Origin of the sequence: Burkholderia metallica (assembly GCF_902832845.1) — a bacterium.
Taxonomy (GTDB): Bacteria; Pseudomonadota; Gammaproteobacteria; order Burkholderiales; family Burkholderiaceae; genus Burkholderia; species Burkholderia metallica.
Map to the genome: position 1 here is coordinate 541,563 of NZ_CADFDB010000004.1, position 18,785 is coordinate 560,347.

The window sequence follows — 18,785 nt, forward strand, 5'->3', positions numbered from 1 at the left end:
GCCGTTCAGGGCGCGCCGCCGGGCTGCGCCGATCCCGCCATGAAGACCCGACTCGCTCTTGCCCAGATCAACGTCACCGTCGGCGACTTCGCCGGTAACGTCGCGCGGATCGTCGCGGCCGCCCGCGCCGCGCACAACGATGGTGCGCAGCTGATGGTCGCGCCCGAACTCGCGCTGTCCGGCTATCCGCCGGAAGACCTGCTGCTGCGGCCCGCGTTCTACGCCGCGGCCGCCGCCGCACTCGACACGCTCGCCGAGGCATTGAAGGCGTTCGACGGGCTCGCGGTGCTGGTCGGCCATCCGCTACGCGGCGCGGGCGCGCACGCGCCAGCCGTCGATGGTAATGCAAACCGCCCGATCGAGCGCGGCGTGCCGCCCACCGATACCTACAACGCGGTGTCGCTGATCGTCGGCGGCGAGATCGTCGGCACCTACCGCAAGCAGGACCTGCCGAACGCCGAGGTGTTCGACGAGAAGCGCTACTTCGCGACGGATGCCGAGCCGCTCGTGTTCGAGCTGAACGGCGTCAAATACGGCGTGATCGTCTGCGAGGACGCGTGGCATGCGTCGGCCGCGCAGATCGCGAAGGCGGCCGGCGCGCAGGTGCTGCTGATTCCGAACGGTTCGCCGTACCACATGAACAAGGAAGCGGTGCGCATCGACATCCTGCGTGCACGCATTCGTGAAACCGGGCTGCCGATGGTGTACGTGAACCTCGTCGGCGGCCAGGACGAACTCGTGTTCGACGGTGGGTCGTTCGTGCTCGACGCGCAGGGCGCGCTCGTCGCGAAGATGCCGCAGTTCGACGAAGGGCACGCGATCGTCGAATTCGACGGCGCGCGGCCGCTGCCGGGCGCGATCGCGCCCGAGCTGTCGACGGAGGCGCAGGTGTACCGCGCGCTCGTGACCGGCGTGCGCGACTACATCGGCAAGAACGGCTTTCCGGGCGCGCTGATCGGGCTGTCGGGCGGCGTCGATTCGGCGCTGGTGCTGGCCGTCGCGTGCGATGCGCTCGGGCCCGCGCGCGTGCGCGCGGTGATGATGCCGTCGCGTTTCACGGCCGACATCTCGACCACCGACGCGGCGGAAATGGCGCGACGCGTCGGCGTACGCTACGACGAGATCGCGATCGCGCCGATGTTCGACGCGTTCCGCGCGTCGCTTGCCGACGAGTTCGCGGGCCGCGCGGAAGACGCGACGGAGGAGAACATCCAGGCGCGCATTCGCGGCACGCTGCTGATGGCGCTGTCGAACAAGTTCGGCTCGATCGTGCTGACGACCGGCAACAAGAGCGAGATGGCGGTCGGCTACTGCACGCTGTACGGGGACATGGCCGGCGGGTTCGCGGTGATCAAGGACATCGCGAAGACGCTCGTGTACCGGCTCTGCCGCTATCGCAACGAAACGGCCGACTACGGGCTGCGCGACGTGATCCCCGAGCGGATCCTCACCCGCGCGCCGTCGGCCGAGCTGCGCGAGAATCAGACCGACCAGGACAGCCTGCCGCCGTACGACGTGCTCGACGCGATCATGCGGATGTACATGGAAGAAGACCGGCCGCTCGCCGAGATCGTCGCGGCCGGCTATGCGGGCGCCGACGTCGAACGCGTGACGCGGCTCATCAAGATCAACGAATACAAGCGCCGCCAGGCGCCGATCGGCATCCGCGTCACGCATCGCGCATTCGGGCGCGACTGGCGCTACCCGATCACGTCACGTTTCACCGAACGGCTCGATTGAGCGGTGCTGGGCCGCATGCGGCGCGCAGGCTTACAATCGGGGTCGCGATTTTTCATCCAAACGAGCATTGGGGGACAACCACCATGAAACGCATCACCGCCATCATCAAGCCGTTCAAGCTGGACGAAGTCCGCGAAGCGCTCGCCGAAGTGGGTCTCACGGGCCTGACCGTGACGGAAGTGAAGGGCTTCGGCCGCCAGAAGGGGCATACCGAGCTGTATCGCGGCGCCGAATATGTCGTCGACTTCCTGCCGAAGATGAAGATCGAGGTGGTCGTCGCGGAAGCGCAGGTCGACCAGGTGATCGACGCGGTGATCGGCGCGGCGCGCACCGGCAAGATCGGCGACGGCAAGATCTTCGTGTCGGACGTCGAGCGCGTGATCCGTATCCGCACCGGCGAAGAGAACGAAGCGGCCGTCTGAGCGCCGCATTCGCCAACGGGTCGCGCAAAGCCGGCCCGCCAAGAAAAAACGGTGCGGATACCCGGTTGGGTACCGCACCGATACGCGCCTCTCGCAGCAGCGTGGAAAGTGTTGTCGAATCGTTCTTTGGACGGAGCGCCTGATCAGAACAGGTGCTGGATGCCGGCGTAGACGCCGGTCTGGCTGCCGCCCGGATTCGGGTTGCCCGTCGACACGGCCGTGCCGGCACCGTTCGCGTTCAGGCCGAAGTTCGCGGTCTTGCTGTTGCGCACCGTCGCGACCTGCAGGTCGAACAGCGTGCGCTTCGAGATGTTGTACGAGCCGCCGACCGTGTAGATGTTCGCGTTGCCGCCGCCGTGGTTCGCGTTCACGTGATACGCGGCTGCGATCAGCGCCGCTGCCGGCGTCGCTTGCCACGTCACGCCGCCCCAGACCTGCTGCGTGCCCGTGACGCCGGCGTTGACTGCCGGGCCGCCGCTGCCGTCCGCACGCGATGCCTGATAGGCCGCCTGAACCTTGAACTGGCCGAGGAACACGTTCACGCCCGCGAAATATTCACGCGAGTAGTTGAACACGTCCGAGAAGCGGCCGTTGCTGTCGCGCGTTTCGTCGTAGATGCCGCGCAACTGGAACAGCGAATTCGTATAGGTGATCTGTGCGCCGGCTGCACGGCCCGGTTGGCCGGCCGTCGTGTTGCCGTTGAAGCTGGTCGAGTTCGAGAACGAGAACTGGCCGTAGAAGTCGAGGCCGTAGAACTGCGGCGACTGGTACGACACGTTGTTGCTGGTCTTGTTCCAGTTGCGGCCGCGCACGAGCGAGGCCGTCGACCAGGCCGACTGGCCGAACGGGTCGAAGTCCCACACGCCGTTGGCGATCGCGAGTTCACGACCCAGCAGCAGCGTACCGTAGCGATCGTTCGAGATACCGACGGTCGCGTAACGATCCCAGATCGAGCCGCTGAAGCCGCCCGTCATCGTGTTGAACGCGCCTTCGAGGTGGAACAGGATCTTGTTGCCGCCGCCGATGTCCTCGGTGCCTTTCAAGCCCCAGAGGCTCGTGCCCCAGTCGCCGCTTTCCGCGCGCACTTGGTGGCCGTTTTGCAGGCCGTTCATGTACTCGATGCCGGCATCCAGGCGGCCATACAGCGTGACGCTGCTCTGCGCGTGCGCCGTCACCACCCCAGCAGCCATCAGCGCGGCCGCGACCAAAGCTTTCTTCATCATCTCCTCCATACCCTGTCAAAAAGTCAACCCAGACTGCACGAGATGCCCGGAGCGCGAGCGCCGGGCAAAAGCGGGATAACCAGGGAGACCTCGTGCAGGGCCGGTAAGCGCAGCACGCGGGCAAGCGGACGGAAAACCGTTGAGCGGTCCCGCGCAGCCGGGTCGGCCTGCGGGGTCTCCTTGTAGTGTCGTGAAGCTAAACTACATTTCACGAACTTCGTTTTGCTACTTTGGTTACTAATTTAGCAAAAATACAATTTTGTGGCGATGGAAATCGTTGTTTGACTAACACCTGTCGCCAAATTGCCATGCAACACGGTGCACAACCGGTGCGCCGAGGGTTTGCAATTAACGGAAAACCCTTGTCCCGCAAGGAAGACACGAATTTCTCAAACGGGGGTCAAGGATTGCCACTATTGACGTTGCCGGGGCGCCGGCGTAAGCGCGAGACGGGTGAAATTGGTAAGTAATTCGTAATGATTTAGCGGTTGCCGGCGGGTGTGCGCCGGGGCCTGTCGCGCCTGCCGCCGACGCACGCGATGCGGCGCGCGGGCGGCCGTCGGTCAGGCTGGCCGGGGCCTCGCGTCGAGCAACTGCGCGCGAATCCAGCGATGCGCATCGGTGCGCGCATGCTTCGCGTGCGAGTAGACCTTCACGGTATAGCGCGGAATCTCGAACGGCGCGGGAAAGATGCGGATCGGCGCCGCGTGCCGCAGCACCTGCGCGGCGCGGTTCGGCACGGTCATCAGCAGCGCGGATTCCGCGATCACGAACGGCGCGGCCAGCACGCTCGGCAACTGCACGGCGACCTGCCGCGCGAGGCCGAGGCGGTCGAGCACGTGGTCGACCACGCCGCGCGACTCGTTCCACGGCGTGACGACCACGTGGCGTGCCGCCAGGTACCGGTCGAGCGTCAGTTGCCGGCGGATGTCCGGATGCGCGGTGCTCGCGATCACGACGTAGTCGTCGGAGAACCAGTCGAAGTCTTCGATGCCGGGCGTGTCGGCCGCCGATTCCTCGTGGTAGCCGAGCGCGAAATCGATGCGGCCGGCCGCGAGTTCGTCGACGGAGATCTTCCGGTCGGAATGCACGACGCGAATCCGCAATTGCGGCGCGACGTGCTGGATGCGCGCGAGAAACGCCGGCAGCACCGCGAATGCCGTGTAGTCGGTCGCCGCGAAGACGAACGTGCGGTCGCTTTGCGCGGGATCGAAGCGGCGCGCGCGGGCGAGCCCCTTCGACATCGCATCGAGCGCGTCGCCCGCCCAGGTGGCGATGTCGTCGGCGCGCACGGTCGGCTGCATCTCGTTGCCGAGGCGCACGAACAGCGCGTCGCCGATCGCGTCGCGCAGCCGCGCGAGCGCGTGGCTCAGCGCGGACGGGCTCAGTGCGAGCTCGTGCGCGGCCGCGGCGACGGACCGGTGGCGGTACAGCGCGTCGAACACGAGCAGCAGGTTCAGGTCGAGTCGGCGCAGATCGGGATGCATCATGTTCAGGTCCGGATGAAGAAACTGCACTTCCTGCAGGTGCGGCATGAACGTAGCATGACGATCTGATGGGCGCCAGCACGACCGCGCGGCGCCGTGTTCCGTTTCAAGTCCGGGCCGGAGGAGGGCTCACACCGTGCAAATCGACATTCGTTCCGCCACCGTCGCCGACGTGCCGCAGATCCTGCGTTTCATTACCGAGCTGGCCATCTACGAGAAGGCGGAACACGAAGTGATTGCGACGCCCGCGTCGCTCGAGCGCAGCCTGTTCGGCGACGGCTCGCCGGCGCGCGCGCTGATGTGCGAGGTCGACGGCGAGCCGGCCGGCTTCGCCGTGTATTTCTTCTCGTATTCGACGTGGCTCGCCCGGCAGGGGCTGTATCTCGAGGATCTGTACGTGTCGCCGCGCTTTCGGGGCGCGGGCGCCGGGCTGCGGCTGTTGAAGTCGCTCGCGCGGATCGCGGTCGAGTCGGGCTGCGGGCGTTTCGAGTGGAGCGTGCTCGACTGGAACGAGCCGGCGATCAGTTTCTACGAGCGCGTTGGCGCGGCGCTGCAGAGCGAATGGGTGCGTTACCGGCTCGCGGGCGACGAGTTGCGCGCGTTCGCCGACAGCGCGCCGGTGAGCGCCGCGTAAACGCAAGACGGGCGCCGCGCGGCGAACCGCGGGCGCCCGTCCGTGCGGCGTGCGTTACTTGAGGCTGCCCGACAGGAACCCGCGCAGGCGTTCGCTCTTCGGATGGGCGAACACCTCGGACGGCACGCCTTCTTCCTCGACGCGGCCCTGGTGCAGGAACATCACGTGGTTCGACACGTTGCGCGCGAAACCCATCTCGTGCGTGACGACGATCATCGTGCGGCCTTCCTCGGCCAGCTTCTGCATCACCTTCAGCACTTCGCCCACCAGCTCCGGGTCGAGCGCCGACGTCGGCTCGTCGAACAGCATCACGTCCGGGTGCATCGCCAGCGCGCGCGCAATCGCCACGCGCTGCTGCTGGCCGCCCGACAGGTGCGACGGATACTGCTTCTCGACGCGCGGCGCGAGGCCGACTTTCTCCAGGTATTGGCGCGCGCGCTCCTCGGCTTCCTTCTTCGGAATGCCGAGCACGTTCACGGGCGCTTCCATCACGTTCTCGATCACGTTCATGTGCGACCAGAGATTGAAGTGCTGGAACACCATCGACAGCTTGGTGCGTACGCGCTGCAGCTGCTTCGTATCGGCCGCGCGCAGCGCGCCGGTCTTGTCGAGCGCGGTGCGCACTTCCTCGCGGTCGACGAAGATGCGGCCCGCATTCGGCTGCTCGAGGAAGTTGATGCAGCGGAGCATCGTGCTCTTGCCGGAGCCGGACGAGCCGATCACGCTGATCACGTCGCCCGAGTTCGCCTTCAGCGATACGCCCTTGAGCACCTCGTTGTCGCCGTACCGCTTGTGCAGATCGTCGACGAAAAGCTTCTGAGTCTGGGAATTCATCAATAGTCCTGCGAAAACTTACTTGCCTTGCGGGCGCAGATACGCGAGCCAGCGGCGCTCGGCCTGGCGGAACAGCCACACGAGCGTGAACGAGATCACCAGATAGAGCAGGGCGGCGATGCCGAACGCATGGAACGACATGTAGGTTGCCGAGTTCACGTCGCGGGCGATCTTCAGGATGTCCGGCACGGTCGCGGTGAACGCGACGGTGGTCGCGTGCAGCATCAGGATCACTTCGTTGCTGTACAGCGGCAGCGCGCGGCGCAGCGCCGACGGCAGGATCACGCGGCGATACATCGTGAACGTGGACATCCCGTACGCGCGCGCGGCTTCGATCTCGCCGTATGACGTCGCCTTGATCGCGCCCGCGAAGATCTCGGTGGTGTACGCGCAGGTGTTCAGCGTGAACGCGAGCAGCGTGCAGTGCATCCCGTCGCGGAAGAACGCGTCGAGCATCGGCGTGCCGCGCACGGCCTGCAGGCTGTAGAGGCCCGTGTAGCAGAGCAGCAACTGCACGTAGAGCGGCGTGCCGCGAAACACGTACGTGTAGAGCCACACGGCGCCCGACAGCCACTTCTTCTTCGACACGCGCGCGACCGCAAGCGGCACCGACAGGCAGAAGCCGAGGCCGATCGACACCACCAGCAGCCACAGCGTGATCGCCACGCCGGTGATGCGATAGCCGTCGGTGTACAGATAGTTGCGCCAGTATTCTTGGATGAGTTCGATCATAGGTCAGCCTTGCGGACGCCGGTCGAGTAGCGCTTTTCGAGCCACATCAGCACGAAGTTCGAGATCGTCGTGATCGCGAGGTAGACGGCGCCCGCGATCAGCGTGAAGAAGAAGAACCGCAGCGTGCCCTTGCCGGCGTCCTGCGATGCCTTCACGACGTCGGCGAGGCCGATGATCGACACGAGCGCGGTCGACTTCACGAGCACCTGCCAGTTGTTGCCGATGCCGGGCAGCGCGAAGCGCATCATCTGCGGGAACATGATCCGCGTGAACACCTGCCAGTTCGTCATCCCGTACGCGCTGCCGGCCTCGAGCTGGCCGCGCGGCACCGACAGGAACGCGCCGCGGAACGTCTCGGTGAAGTATGCGCCGTAGATGAAGCCGAGCACGAGCACGCCGGCGAGGAACGGGTCGATGTCGATCTGGTCCCAGCCGAGCGCGTCGGTCGCCATGTTCAGCCAGATCTGCAGGCTGTAGAACAGCAGCAGCATCAGCACGAGATCGGGCACGCCGCGGATCAGCGTCGTATAGACGGTGCCGACGCCGTTCGTGAAGCGGTTGCGCGACAGCTTCGCGCCCGCACCGAGCAGGCCCAGCAGGAACGACAGCGCAAGCGAAAGCACCGCCAGTTTGACGGTTTGCCAGGTGCCAGCGAGGATCAGCGGGCCGTAGCCTTGTAGAAACATATGTGGTCCCTGGTGTGGTCCCTTGGGGCGCACGCGGTGCGCCGCGAAAGTCGCGCCCGCCAAGCTGCGCGGAACGCCCCGTGCGTATCATGACCGTCCGCCCCGGCATCGGTGCCGGGCGAGCCCGCCGCGCGAACGGCGGGCAAGGAGGCGGGCGGCGCGTGGTCGACTGCCTGTACTGCGCGGACACGGGGCCGCCCCCGCGTCCGTTGCTGCTTCGTTTCGGCGCTTACCGGGCCGAAGCCGAATAGACGCTGAACGAGAAGTACTTGTGCGACAGCCGGTCGTACGTGCCGTCCTTGTGCATGTCGGCCAGTGCCTTGTTGATCTTGAGCTTCAGGTCCGTATCGTCCTTGCGCAGCCCGATCGCGGTGCCGTCGCCGATCGTCTTCGGATCCTTCACTTCCGGCCCGGCGAACGCGAAGCCCTTGCCGCGCGGCGTGCGCAGGAAGCCGTAGTCGGCCTGCAGTTCGTCCTGCAGCGTCGCGTCGAGGCGGCCCGAGCCGAGATCGGTATAGACCTGGTCCTGGTTCTGGTAAGGAATGACCGTCACGCCCTGCGGCTCCCAGTACGCCTTCGCGTAGGTTTCCTGCGTCGAGCCCTGCTCGACGCCCACGCGCTTGCCCTTCAGCGACGCGACCGTCGGCAGCAGCGGCGAGCCGGCCTTTGCGATCATCCGTGCCGGTGCGTCGTAGACCTTGTCGGAGAAGTCGATCTGCTCGCGGCGCTTGTCGGTGACGGTCAGCGACGACACGATGATGTCGTACTTCTTCGCCTTCAGCGCCGGGATGATGCCGTCGAGATCCTGCGCGACCCATACGCATTTCACGTTGATCCGCTTGCAGATTTCCTTCGTGAGATCGACGTCGAAACCGACGATCTCGCCGCTCGGCGCGGTCGACTCGAACGGCGGGTAGCTGGCGTCGACGCCGATCCGCACGGTCTTCCACTCCTTCGCGAAGGCGCTGCCCGCCACGAGGGCGAGGGCGGCGCACAGGGCGGCCTTCTTCATTTCCATCCTTCTGTTGCTGACTTTCCGGGAGCGCTCGCGGCCGGTCGGACCGGGCGCCGCGGCGTATTCTAGACGGCCAAAAATCGCCGAACGGCGCTCTGGCGATGGCGGCCGCCGGAACGGCGAACGCCAAAAGGGCGGTATTTTACCCGAACGCGATACCCGGAAACCGGCAATCCGGGCCGACCGATGGATTCTTCGACGTATTGACCCGGCCGTTGCGATAATCGGTGTATTCGCAATGGACATTGCATGGATTGCATGCACACGTGCAACGATGCGGTGCGCAGACGGCGGATTGTGGCGCGATTGGCACACCCATACAGTGACGGCAGACCAGAACAACGCACGTCACGGAGTGTCCGTCCCATGTTCCAGATCCGCCGCGCCGCCGATCGCGACCAGCGCAGCCACGGCTGGCACGAATTCCTTCACAGCTTTCCCTTGGGGTCCGGCCGGAGCGGGCCGTCGGCGTTCGGCGCGTTGCGCGAACTGAACGAGGAATGCATCGCGCCGACCCGCGGCTACGGGATGCGGCCGTACCGCGACGCGGAAATCGTCACCTACGTGCTCGACGGTGCGCTGGGACATCGCGACAGCCTCGGCAACGGCGCGATCGTCCGCGCGGGCGGCGTGCAGCGCATGAGCGCGGGCACCGGCGTCATGCTGAGCGAAACCAACGCGTCGCATGACGCGCCGTTGCGCCTGCTGCGGATCTGGCTCGCGCCGGCCGGGGCGGGCGGCCGGCCCGGCTACGCGCAGACGCGCTTCGCCGACCACGAGAAGCGCGGGCGGCTGCGGCTCGTCGCGGCGCCGGACGGCGGCGACGGTGCATTGCCGGTGCGTGCGGACGCACGCATCTTCGCGGGGCTGATCGACGGCGACGAAGCGACGGCGTTCGACCTGCCGGCCGGGCGCCGCGCGTACGTGCACGTGGTACGCGGCGACGTCGAGGTGAACGGCCGCGCGCTGGCCGCGGGCGACGGCGTACGGATCGGCGGCGTGGACGCGGTGGCGTTCGCGCGCGGCCGGGCGGCCGAGGTGCTGCTGCTCGACGTCGCCTGACACGAAAAAGGGGACGCGAGCCGATGCCCGCGTCCCCTTCGACGCCGCTCCGGGAGCGGCCTGCCGGCTTACTGCGCCGGTGCCGACGCGCCCTTGGCGGCCGCGCGGTGCTGCTCCCAGCGCGCCTTCATCTTCTCGTGGCGCTGCTCCATCTTCGCGAACTGCTGCTTGAGCGCCGTGCTGACCGTGGTCTTCTGCTGGTCGTTCAGCCCGTTGTAGAACGTGAGCCATGCGGCGGACGTCTGCTCGCGCAGCTGCGCGTTCTGCGCTTCGGCCTGCTGGCGGGCCGAGTGCAGCGCGTTCAGGTCGAGGATCGGCTGGTTCTGCTGCGCCTTGAGCTGGTCGCGCATCTGCTCGTGGTTCTTGCGCATCGCATCACGGTTCTGCTTCATCGTGTTGACGGCCGTCTGCCATTGCTGTTCCTGCGACGCGTTGAGCTTCAGCTGGTCGTGCAGTTTCATGATCGCGCCGAACGGGCCGCCATCGTGCCCGTGCATCTCGTGCATGCCGGGGCCGCCCGGCGGCGGCATGTCGTTGGGCTGCGCGGCATGCGCGGTGCCGAATGCGAGAGCGAGCACAGTGGCGGCCGCGATGGCCACGCGGGAAGTCTTCTTATACATTTCAGAAACTCCTTGTATCCAAAGGGTCCGGCGATGCGGTGCCGGGAAAGCCGTGTACCGCATCCGGTAAGACGCAGGTTAGCGATGCAGGCTCCGGCCGGTGTTACGCGGGGCGGTGGCTGGGTTACCGTGCATTACAGTTCCCTTGCGCGGTAACCCGCAGTAACCCTTTCGTCCCTTTGTTGCGTTCTTCGACTCCGCCCTCGCGCGGTAAACTTCGAGCCATGACTACCCAGATCCTCATCGTCGACGACGACCAAGAACTCCGAGACCTGCTGCGCGACTATCTCGTGCGCCAGGGGATGGAAGTGTCCGTGCTGCACGACGCGGCGACGCTCGAGAAGCGCCTCGAGCGCGAGCGGCCCGACCTGATCGTGCTGGACCTGATGATGCCGGGCGTCGACGGCCTCACCGCGCTGCGTCAGTTGCGCGCGGCCGGCGACGACATCCCCGTGATCATGCTGACCGCGCGCGCGGACGACGTCGACCGCATCGTCGGCCTCGAACTCGGCGCGGACGATTACCTCGGCAAGCCGTTCAACCCGCGCGAACTGCTCGCGCGCGTGCAGGCCGTGCTGCGCCGGCGTCGGGCGACGCCGTCGGCGGCGGCGCCCGAACAGCGCGAGCCGTTCGCGTTCGGCCGCTTCGTGCTCGACTTCCAGGCGCGTACGCTGTCCGTCGACGGCAAGCCGGCCACGCTGTCGAGCAGCGAGTTCGCGCTGCTGAAGATCTTCGTGAACCATGCGCTGCGCACGCTCACGCGCGAGCGGCTGCTCGAGCTGCTGCACGGCCCCGAGTACGACGGCACCGATCGCGGCATCGACGTCCAGGTGTGGCGCCTGCGCCGCATTCTCGAAACGGATCCGTCGACGCCGCGCTTCATCCAGACGGTCCGCGGGCGCGGCTACGTGTTCGTGCCCGACGGCGAGGCCCATGCGCAAACCCATTGATTCACTGTTCGGGCGGCTCGCGCTGCTCGTCATCGGTGTCCTGCTCCTGTCGCACTTCGCGTGGTTCTTCGCGATGCGGCTCGAGCGCAGCCAGATGCAGACGCGCTACGCGGTCGAAGAGGCCGCGTTCCTGGTCGACGCGGTGCGCCAGCACGTCGAGCGCACGCCCGACCAGCCGCTGCCGTCGCGGGTGAGGCTCGTGGCGCCGGACAGCGCCGACGTGCCGAACGGCGATCCGTCGAACCTGCCGGCGCCGCTCAAGCGGTTCCGCGACGACGTGAGCGAGCGGATGCCGCCCGGCACGCGCGTCGAGATCGGCGCGCCCGGCCGGCCGCCGGTGCTGTGGGTGAAGGAGCCGACCGATCGCAACTGGATCGTGGTGCCCGTGCAGCCGCTGCGGCCGCCGCGCTCGCTCGACCGGATGCTGCTGTGGCTCGGCACGATCTTCTCGGCCGGCGTGATCGCCGCGTTGTTCGCGGCCTGGCAGCTGCAGCAGCCGCTGCGTTCGCTCGCGCGCGCGGTTGCGCGCTTCGGCCGCGGCCAGCCGGTGCCGCCGCTGCGCGAGCGCGGCCCGCGCGAGCTGCGCCAGCTCACGCACGGCTTCAACCAGATGGTCGAGCAGGTATCGCAGGCCGAGAGCGACCGGGCGGTGATGCTGGCGGGCGTCGCGCACGACCTGCGCACGCCGCTTGCGCGGATGCGGCTGCGGGCGGAAATGATGGACGACGTCCGGTTGCGCGACGGCGTCGTGCGCGACGTCGATTCGATGTCGCACATCGTCGACCAGTTTCTGGCGTTTGCGCACGGCGGGTCCGACCGCAGCGAGCCGGTGCCGGTCGACCAGGCATGCGAGCGGATCGCCCGCAGCTATCGCGCGGTCGCGCCGAATGCGCCGACCGTCCAGACCCGGCTCGACGCCGATCCGGGCTTCCGCCTGCCGACGGCCACGCTCGACCGGATCCTGTCGAACCTGCTGGACAACGCGCATGCGTACGGTGCGCCGCCCGTGCTCGTCGAGACGTCGCGTACGCCGACCGGCTACGTGCTGTCGGTCAGCGACAGCGGCGGCGGGATTGCGCCGCGCGACCTCGCGGCTGCGACGCGGCCGTTCGTGCGGCTCGATCCCGCGCGCGGCGGCAACGGCCACAGCGGGCTCGGGCTCGCGATCGTCGAACGGCTCGTCCTCAGGCTGGGCGGTACGTGCGACATCGGCAACCGTCCCGAAGGCGGCCTGCGCGTCGCGATGACGTTCCCGTTCGAGGTCGTGCCGAAGGACGAGCCCCACGCCCAGGCTGCATGAGCGGATGCGGCGCCGGCCCGGCCGGGCCGGCGCCGCACGGCATCATTCGCCGAACAGCGTGCCGAGCGTCTCGGCCGCGTTGCTGTCGATGGTGTTGTAGGTCACGGTGGTGGCCTCGAAGATGTAGACGGTCGTATACCGGCCGAGGCGCTCCAGGATTTCCTCCTGCAGCGATTCCGGCACGACGTTCATATTCAGGTACCATGCCGTCGACGACAGCCGCGTCTGGAACGACCCGTACTCCTGCATCAATTCGTAGAACGCGTCGGCATCCTGATCGCGGCAGACGATCACCAAGTTTCCTGCCATTCCCTTTCCTCCCGCTCGTCGATCGATCCCGAGGGCCCGTTGCCATCGGAACGCGCGCAACAGGCCCCAGGGGCCAGCCCTGATCATACCCGCTTAGTCGTATCCGGCTGGTGACGTCCGACAGGGTTTGCGCGCGCTTGCGGCTGGCGGGTTCCCGGCCGGGCCGGATCACGGCATAATTCGGGCCTGCTGCCGGCCGAAGGACCGCGGCCGGGTTGCTCGACCCACGCCTCCGACGCCCGCTTGCGCGCCAGGCACGATCCGTGCGCCGCCGGCGCCGGTCCCGGACGGTTGTACCTGAAATACAGGTTGGTGTAGTGTCGTGCCGTCGCAGGCCGGCTCGTCCGGGGCGCGGCAGCGCATGCACGCACGGCGCATCGCGCTCGCGCGCGATCGTCAGTCAATCGAATTACCGCACCCGTGCGCTTTGCCATGAATCAACATCGACTGCCGGCTTCGTTCGGCCTTACCGGGGAGGGCGCCTGATGGACGTCGGATTCTTCAATCCGAACCGGACCGCCAACGCGTCCGCGTGGCGCGTCCTGCCGAATCGGTGGGATTTCATCGCGTTTCCGCTGATCATCTGCCTGATCGCGATGGCGGTCGTCGGTTTCCACGAAACGATGGCGCCGATCGGCACGCTGCAGACGCAGAAGATCTCGCTCGATCCGTCGAACCTGCCCGAATACGCGCTGCGCACCACGCTGCGGATGCTCGCCGCGATGGTCGCGTCGCTTGCGTTCACGCTGATCTACGGCACGCTCGCCGCGAAAAGCCGCCGCGCGGGCATGGTGCTGATCCCGATCCTCGACATCCTGCAGTCGGTGCCGGTGCTCGGCTTCATTTCGTTCACCGTCACGTTCTTCCTCGCGCTGTTCCCGAGCCGCGTGCTCGGCGCCGAGCTCGCGGCGATCTTCGCGATCTTCACGAGCCAGGCGTGGAATATGACATTCAGCTTCTACCAGTCGCTGCGCACGGTGCCGCGCGATCTGGACGAAGTGTCGCGCGGCTTCCACCTGACGTCGTGGCAGCGCTTCTGGAAGCTCGAGGTGCCGTTCTCGATGCCGGGGCTGATCTGGAACATGATGATGTCGATGTCGGGCGGCTGGTTCTTCGTCGTCGCGTCGGAAGCCATTACCGTCGGCAACCACACCATCACGCTGCCGGGCATCGGCGCGTATCTCGCGCAGGCGATCTCGGACCAGAACTTCGGTGCGATCGGCTGGGTGATCCTCACGATGACCGTCGTGATCCTCGCATATGACCAGTTCCTGTTCCGCCCGCTCATCGCGTGGGCCGACAAGTTCCGGATGGAAAACACCGCGTCGGGCGACGCGCCGCAATCGTGGCTGCTCGACCTCGTGCGCCGCACGCGCCTGATTCATCAGTTGCTCGTGCCGGCCGGATGGTTTTTCGCGAAGGCCGCGCGGATTCCGCTGCGCCTGCCGCTGTCGGGCGCGATGCGCTTCACGCTGCCGAAGGTCGAGAAGAAGGCGTCGCGCACGGTCGACATCACATGGGCGGTGCTCGTGCTGCTCGGCACGGCCTATATCGTGTGGCGTGTCGTCAGCTTCGTCGCGACCGGCGTGACGATGGCCGAGGTCGGCCACGTGCTCGTGCTCGGGCTCATCACGCTGCTGCGCGTGGTCGTGCTGATCACGATCGCATCGGTGATCTGGGTGCCGATCGGCGTGTGGGTCGGGCTGCGCCCGAAGCTCGCCGAGAAACTGCAGCCGCTCGCGCAGTTCCTCGCCGCGTTCCCTGCGAACCTGCTGTTCCCGGTGTTCGTGATCGTGATCGCGCGCTTCCACCTGAACCCGGACATCTGGCTGTCGCCGCTGATCGTGCTCGGCACGCAGTGGTATATCCTGTTCAACGTGATCGCCGGCGCGACGTCCTACCCGAACGACTATCGCGAAGCGGCGACGAATTTCCGCATCCGCGGCTGGCAGTGGTGGCGCCAGGCGATCCTGCCGGGCATCTTCCCGTACTACGTGACCGGCGCGATCACCGCGTCGGGCGGCGCGTGGAACGCGAGCATCGTGTCGGAAGCGGTGCAGTGGGGCAATACGCGGATCGAGGCGCACGGCCTCGGCGCGTATATCGCGCAGACCACCGCCGCCGGCGATTTTCCGAAGATCATCCTGGGCATCGCCGTGATGTCCCTGTTCGTCACCCTGTTCAACCGCCTGTTGTGGCGCCCGCTGTACGCCTTCGCCGAAGCGAAGCTGCGACTCGACTGAGACTGATTGAGAGCGAAACGCGATGCACAATCCGAATGCTGTAAACGCCCCCGTTCAGACGAACCAGCCGCCGCGCCTCGGTGAAGAAATCCTGCGCGTCGATCACGTCTGTCGCGGCTTCAACAAGACGCAGGGCGAACTGCTCGTGCTCGACGATGCGAACCTGTCGCTGCGCGAAGGCGAGATCGTCGGGCTGCTCGGCCGGTCCGGCTCGGGCAAATCGACGCTGCTGCGGATCATCGCCGGGCTGATCGAGCCGACCGGCGGCGAAGTGACTTACCTCGGCAAGCCGCTGCGCGGCCCGGCCGAAGGCGTCGCGATGGTGTTCCAGACCTTCGCGCTGTTCCCGTGGCTCACCGTGCTGCAGAACGTGGAAGCCGGCCTCGAGGCGCTCGGCGTCGGCGCGCGCGAGCGGCGCGAGCGCGCGCTGGCCGCGATCGACCTGATCGGTCTCGACGGCTTCGAGAACGCGTACCCGCGCGAGCTGTCGGGCGGGATGCGCCAGCGCGTGGGCTTTGCGCGCGCGCTCGTCGTCGACCCGACGATCCTGCTGATGGACGAGCCGTTCTCCGCGCTCGACGTGCTGACGGCCGAGACGCTGCGTACCGACTTGCTCGATCTGTGGACGCAGGGCCGGATGCCGATCAAGTCGGTGCTGATCGTCACGCACAACATCGAGGAAGCGGTTTTCATGTGCGACCGGATTCTCGTGCTGTCGTCGAATCCGGGCCGCGTGATCGCCGAGATCAAGGTGCCGTTCAAGCATCCGCGCAACCGGCTCGACCCGGCGTTTCGCAAGCTCGTCGACGACATCTACGCGAAGATGACCGCGCGCCAGACCAACGAGGCGACGAAGAAGGGGCTCGAACTCGGCAGCTGGCTGCCGCAGGTGTCGACCAACCTGATGGCCGGCCTGATCGAGACGCTCGCGATGGCGCCGTATCACGGCCGCGCCGACATGCCGGAAATCGCGCGTACGCTGCATCTGGAGGTCGACGATCTGTTCCCGATCGCCGAAGTGCTGCAGTACCTCGGGTTCGCGGACGTGCGGGAAGGGGACGTGTTCCTCACGCCGCCGGGGCGCGTATTCGCGGAATTCGGCACGCAGGAGCGCAAGCTGATGTTCGCGGATCACCTGCTGAAGCACGTGCCGCTTGCCGCGCGGATCAAGAAGGTGCTGAACGAGCGGCCGGGCCATCGCGCGCCGCGCGTGCGCTTCGAGCAGGAGCTGGAGGATTTCCTGTCGGACGGTGCCGCCGAGGAGACGCTCGACGCGGTGATCGACTGGGGCCGTTACGGCGAGATCTTCTCGTACAACGACCAGACCGAGATTTTCAGTCTCGAGGACGTCGAGTCCTGATGCCGGCAGGGCATTCGGGCGCGGAAGGCCCGAATGTCCGATCCGCGGTTTCATGCGACCGCATCTAGTCGATGTGATCGCGGCGCATCCGTGGCGTCGGCAACGGGTGCCGGGTGCGTCGGCGAAGCGAACGCAAAAAAGTCCGGGGCAACGTGATGCCTACCGCCCCCTTACTGCAGATTCCCCCACCGGTCGACCGCCGGTTCCGCCGATGCCCACTTCCAGTGCGTGCCTTGCTGGCACGCATTCGCGAAAAACCAGTCGGCCTTGTCGCCGTCTTTCACCGAGAACGCGAATTCCTTGCACAGCGCGAGCGCCGACGAATACGCGCGCGTGACGCGCACTTCGCCTTCGCCGTTTTCCAGCGGCAGCGTGTTCTTCACCTTCCACGGCTTCACTTCGCCGACGGCGAGGCTGCCGGCCGTCTTCGCGATCGCGTCCTGCTGGTTCTGGTGAAGCTGCTTCATCGTGCGGTTGACGGCTTCGTCGGTCGCCGCCTGGACGGCAATGCCGACGCCGACGCCGACCGCCGGATTCGCGGTGACGAGGCCCGTCGCCGCACCGGCGAGGGCGCCGCTCGCCGCGCCGACCGATCCGCAGCCCGACAGCGTCGCAGCCGCCGCGCAGAGCGCGCCGACGGCCGCGATACGGATCACGACGCTCATTGCAGCGCGCCCCAGCGTTCGGTCGCCGGTTCGGCCGATGCCCATTTCCACACGGGGCCGTCGCGGCAGATCGTGGCGACGTAGAACGCCGATTGCGCGGCCTTGTCGTTTTTCGCGGGCGTATCGACCGCGAACACGATTTCCTTGCAGTCGAGCGGGCCGACGCTGATCATCCGGCTGACCGTCACGCGGCCCTGCTCGTCGTCCTCGATCGGGAACGAGTGGTGCGTCGACCACGGGGCGACGCCGCCCACGTCGAGCGGGCCGGCGGCTTTCGCGATCTGTTCCTGCGTGTAGCGGTGGGCGACGCGCTGCGTGTATTGGACGCCTGCCCGCGCGCCGGCGACGGCGCCGAGGCCGATGCCCGTCGCGACGGCGGCGTTGTTAGTGACCTTGGAGGCGATCGCAGCGCCCGCGATACCGGCGCCGGCCGTCGCGCCTTCGCTGTACAGCGAGTTACAGCCCGACAGCAGTGCGGTCGTGGCGATCACGGCCAGCACGATGCGCACCGGCGTGGCCCGGCGCGGCGATTCGAAACGAATGTTCATCCCTGAGTGCAAGTCCTGTCTGGGTGAGCGGCGTCGCATGCACGCCGTCATGTCGCGTCATTGTTTCGCAATTGTCAGGGGAAAAATGCAAAGCTTTGACAAATCGCCGGACGGGATGCCGCGCGTGCGCGCGGCGTTATTGTCGAATAGATGAACGGAGAAGGGTCGAAACGTTACAAATTGAAGGTAATTGTTACCTCGGCGTGCAAGGAAGCGACCTAGACTCCTTAGCTATGGAATGTTTCTACGACGGCCCCGGGCCGCGCCGCACATGAGACACCCTGCCATGCGCCGTTCGAAACGGATTTCGCCTCGCCCGGCTGACGCCGGGGCCGACCGCACGCGTCCGCAGCCCGACGCGCCCGCATCCCCGCTCGCCGATGCGCCCGGCGAAACACCGTCCGACGGCGATCACAACCAGGGCGGCGCCCGCCCGGAAGGGCTCGACTATCAGCGGGATCTCGGCCAGGAGCAGGACGCCTGATGCCGTTGCCGCCGTATTGCGCCGCTGCCTTTCACACCTGCATCGCTCACGTCTGAATCGCCGCACGGCCGCCTTCGGGCAGCCGTGCCCGCCTTGGCGCGCGCCGCGCGCCAGCCAATCGAATCGAGGAGGAAACGCCGCATGAGCAGATTGATCGTGGTATCGAACCGTGTCGCCGCCGGCGAGGACACGCGCCCGAGCGCGGGCGGCCTGGCCGTCGGCGTGATGGACGCGCTGAAGGAGACGGGCGGCGTCTGGTTCGGCTGGAACGGCGAGATCGTCGGCGCGCAGGACGCCGAGCCCGCGATCCAGCGCGACGGTAACGTCACCTATGCGACGGTCGGGCTGACCCGGCGCGATTACGACCAGTACTATGGGGTTCTACGCCGGAACCCCAGAAAATTCCGTCATTCCACATTGTGAACGTCAATCGGTTTGTTGCCTGACGTGCCGAGCGAGTAACTCAGTCGG

19 protein-coding genes and 1 pseudogene are annotated in these 18,785 nt (G+C 66.9%); 10 read left to right on the top strand and 10 right to left on the bottom strand.

Annotation, left to right across the window (positions count from 1 at the left end; all coding sequences use genetic code 11):
• Nucleotides 1–39: 39 nt before the first annotated feature.
• Entirely contained in the window at nt 40–1,740 is a 1,701-nt protein-coding gene (locus HWX08_RS15330) for an NAD+ synthase (protein ID WP_069257304.1), read from the top strand.
• Between the two features lie 83 nt (nt 1,741–1,823).
• Nucleotides 1,824–2,162: a P-II family nitrogen regulator gene (locus HWX08_RS15335; protein WP_006398637.1), complete on the top strand. Its 339-nt coding sequence runs from the start codon at nt 1,824–1,826 to the stop codon at nt 2,160–2,162.
• A gap of 143 nt (nt 2,163–2,305) precedes the next feature.
• On the opposite strand, the gene HWX08_RS15340 is transcribed toward HWX08_RS15335, so the two are convergent.
• Nucleotides 2,306–3,385: a porin gene (locus tag HWX08_RS15340; RefSeq protein ID WP_069258048.1), complete on the bottom strand. Its 1,080-nt coding sequence runs from the start codon at nt 3,383–3,385 to the stop codon at nt 2,306–2,308.
• Nucleotides 3,386–3,948: 563 nt separating this feature from the next.
• Nucleotides 3,949–4,875: a LysR family transcriptional regulator gene (locus HWX08_RS15345; RefSeq protein ID WP_174920625.1), complete on the bottom strand. Its 927-nt coding sequence runs from the start codon at nt 4,873–4,875 to the stop codon at nt 3,949–3,951.
• A gap of 133 nt (nt 4,876–5,008) precedes the next feature.
• On the opposite strand from HWX08_RS15345, the gene HWX08_RS15350 reads away from it, so the two are divergent.
• Entirely contained in the window at nt 5,009–5,506 is a 498-nt protein-coding gene (locus tag HWX08_RS15350) for a GNAT family N-acetyltransferase (RefSeq protein ID WP_174920552.1), read from the top strand.
• Nucleotides 5,507–5,560: 54 nt separating this feature from the next.
• Here the strand turns inward: HWX08_RS15350 and HWX08_RS15355 are convergent, their stop codons facing one another.
• From HWX08_RS15355 to HWX08_RS15370, 4 genes are all read right to left on the bottom strand, one after another.
• Nucleotides 5,561–6,340: an ABC transporter ATP-binding protein gene (locus HWX08_RS15355; RefSeq protein WP_069257302.1), complete on the bottom strand. Its 780-nt coding sequence runs from the start codon at nt 6,338–6,340 to the stop codon at nt 5,561–5,563.
• A gap of 18 nt (nt 6,341–6,358) precedes the next feature.
• A complete protein-coding gene (locus HWX08_RS15360) occupies nt 6,359–7,072 on the bottom strand; it encodes an ABC transporter permease (RefSeq protein ID WP_069257301.1) in 714 nt (237 codons plus the stop codon).
• Nucleotides 7,069–7,758 carry an ABC transporter permease gene (locus HWX08_RS15365; RefSeq protein ID WP_021158491.1) on the bottom strand — a complete coding sequence of 230 codons (690 nt, stop codon included), beginning with the start codon at nt 7,756–7,758 and terminating at the stop codon, nt 7,069–7,071. The genes HWX08_RS15360 and HWX08_RS15365 overlap by 4 nt, the downstream gene beginning before the upstream one ends.
• A gap of 229 nt (nt 7,759–7,987) precedes the next feature.
• A complete protein-coding gene (locus tag HWX08_RS15370; RefSeq protein WP_174920551.1) occupies nt 7,988–8,770 on the bottom strand; it encodes an ABC transporter substrate-binding protein in 783 nt (260 codons plus the stop codon).
• Nucleotides 8,771–9,139: 369 nt separating this feature from the next.
• Between HWX08_RS15370 and HWX08_RS15375 the strand changes: the two genes are divergently transcribed.
• Complete coding sequence (locus HWX08_RS15375) at nt 9,140–9,835, top strand: pirin family protein (protein ID WP_069257300.1); 696 nt, start codon at nt 9,140–9,142, stop codon at nt 9,833–9,835.
• Between the two features lie 68 nt (nt 9,836–9,903).
• Here the strand turns inward: HWX08_RS15375 and HWX08_RS15380 are convergent, their stop codons facing one another.
• The gene (locus tag HWX08_RS15380) at nt 9,904–10,455 is read right to left on the bottom strand and encodes a Spy/CpxP family protein refolding chaperone (RefSeq protein WP_174920550.1); all 552 of its coding nucleotides are present in this window, start codon (nt 10,453–10,455) and stop codon (nt 9,904–9,906) included.
• Between the two features lie 224 nt (nt 10,456–10,679).
• Between HWX08_RS15380 and HWX08_RS15385 the strand changes: the two genes are divergently transcribed.
• Nucleotides 10,680–11,405, top strand: coding sequence for a response regulator (locus HWX08_RS15385; RefSeq protein WP_009693256.1), 726 nt, complete (start codon nt 10,680–10,682; stop codon nt 11,403–11,405).
• The gene (locus HWX08_RS15390; RefSeq protein ID WP_069257298.1) at nt 11,389–12,705 is read left to right on the top strand and encodes an ATP-binding protein; all 1,317 of its coding nucleotides are present in this window, start codon (nt 11,389–11,391) and stop codon (nt 12,703–12,705) included. Before HWX08_RS15385 ends, HWX08_RS15390 begins: the two co-directional genes overlap by 17 nt.
• A 42-nt stretch (nt 12,706–12,747) precedes the next feature.
• On the opposite strand, the gene HWX08_RS15395 is transcribed toward HWX08_RS15390, so the two are convergent.
• Nucleotides 12,748–13,014, bottom strand: coding sequence for a double-stranded DNA-specific endonuclease (locus HWX08_RS15395; RefSeq protein WP_011545926.1), 267 nt, complete (start codon nt 13,012–13,014; stop codon nt 12,748–12,750).
• Nucleotides 13,015–13,499: 485 nt separating this feature from the next.
• Here HWX08_RS15395 and HWX08_RS15400 point away from each other — a divergent pair, with 485 nt between their 5' ends.
• A complete protein-coding gene (locus HWX08_RS15400) occupies nt 13,500–15,257 on the top strand; it encodes an ABC transporter permease (protein ID WP_069257297.1) in 1,758 nt (585 codons plus the stop codon).
• 22 nt (nt 15,258–15,279) lie between these two features.
• A complete protein-coding gene (locus tag HWX08_RS15405; RefSeq protein ID WP_069257296.1) occupies nt 15,280–16,617 on the top strand; it encodes an ABC transporter ATP-binding protein in 1,338 nt (445 codons plus the stop codon).
• 170 nt (nt 16,618–16,787) lie between these two features.
• Here the strand turns inward: HWX08_RS15405 and HWX08_RS15410 are convergent, their stop codons facing one another.
• Both HWX08_RS15410 and HWX08_RS15415 read right to left on the bottom strand, forming a co-directional pair.
• Nucleotides 16,788–17,282 carry a hypothetical protein gene (locus tag HWX08_RS15410; RefSeq protein WP_069258045.1) on the bottom strand — a complete coding sequence of 165 codons (495 nt, stop codon included), beginning with the start codon at nt 17,280–17,282 and terminating at the stop codon, nt 16,788–16,790.
• A complete protein-coding gene (locus HWX08_RS15415) occupies nt 17,279–17,830 on the bottom strand; it encodes a hypothetical protein (protein ID WP_069257295.1) in 552 nt (183 codons plus the stop codon). The genes HWX08_RS15410 and HWX08_RS15415 overlap by 4 nt, the downstream gene beginning before the upstream one ends.
• Nucleotides 17,831–18,116: 286 nt before the next feature.
• Between HWX08_RS15415 and HWX08_RS15420 the strand changes: the two genes are divergently transcribed.
• Nucleotides 18,117–18,314 carry a hypothetical protein gene (locus tag HWX08_RS15420; RefSeq protein WP_107312279.1) on the top strand — a complete coding sequence of 66 codons (198 nt, stop codon included), beginning with the start codon at nt 18,117–18,119 and terminating at the stop codon, nt 18,312–18,314.
• A gap of 141 nt (nt 18,315–18,455) precedes the next feature.
• Nucleotides 18,456–18,734, top strand: a pseudogene (locus HWX08_RS15425) (alpha,alpha-trehalose-phosphate synthase); the annotation flags it as partial.
• Nucleotides 18,735–18,785 lie beyond the last annotated feature (51 nt).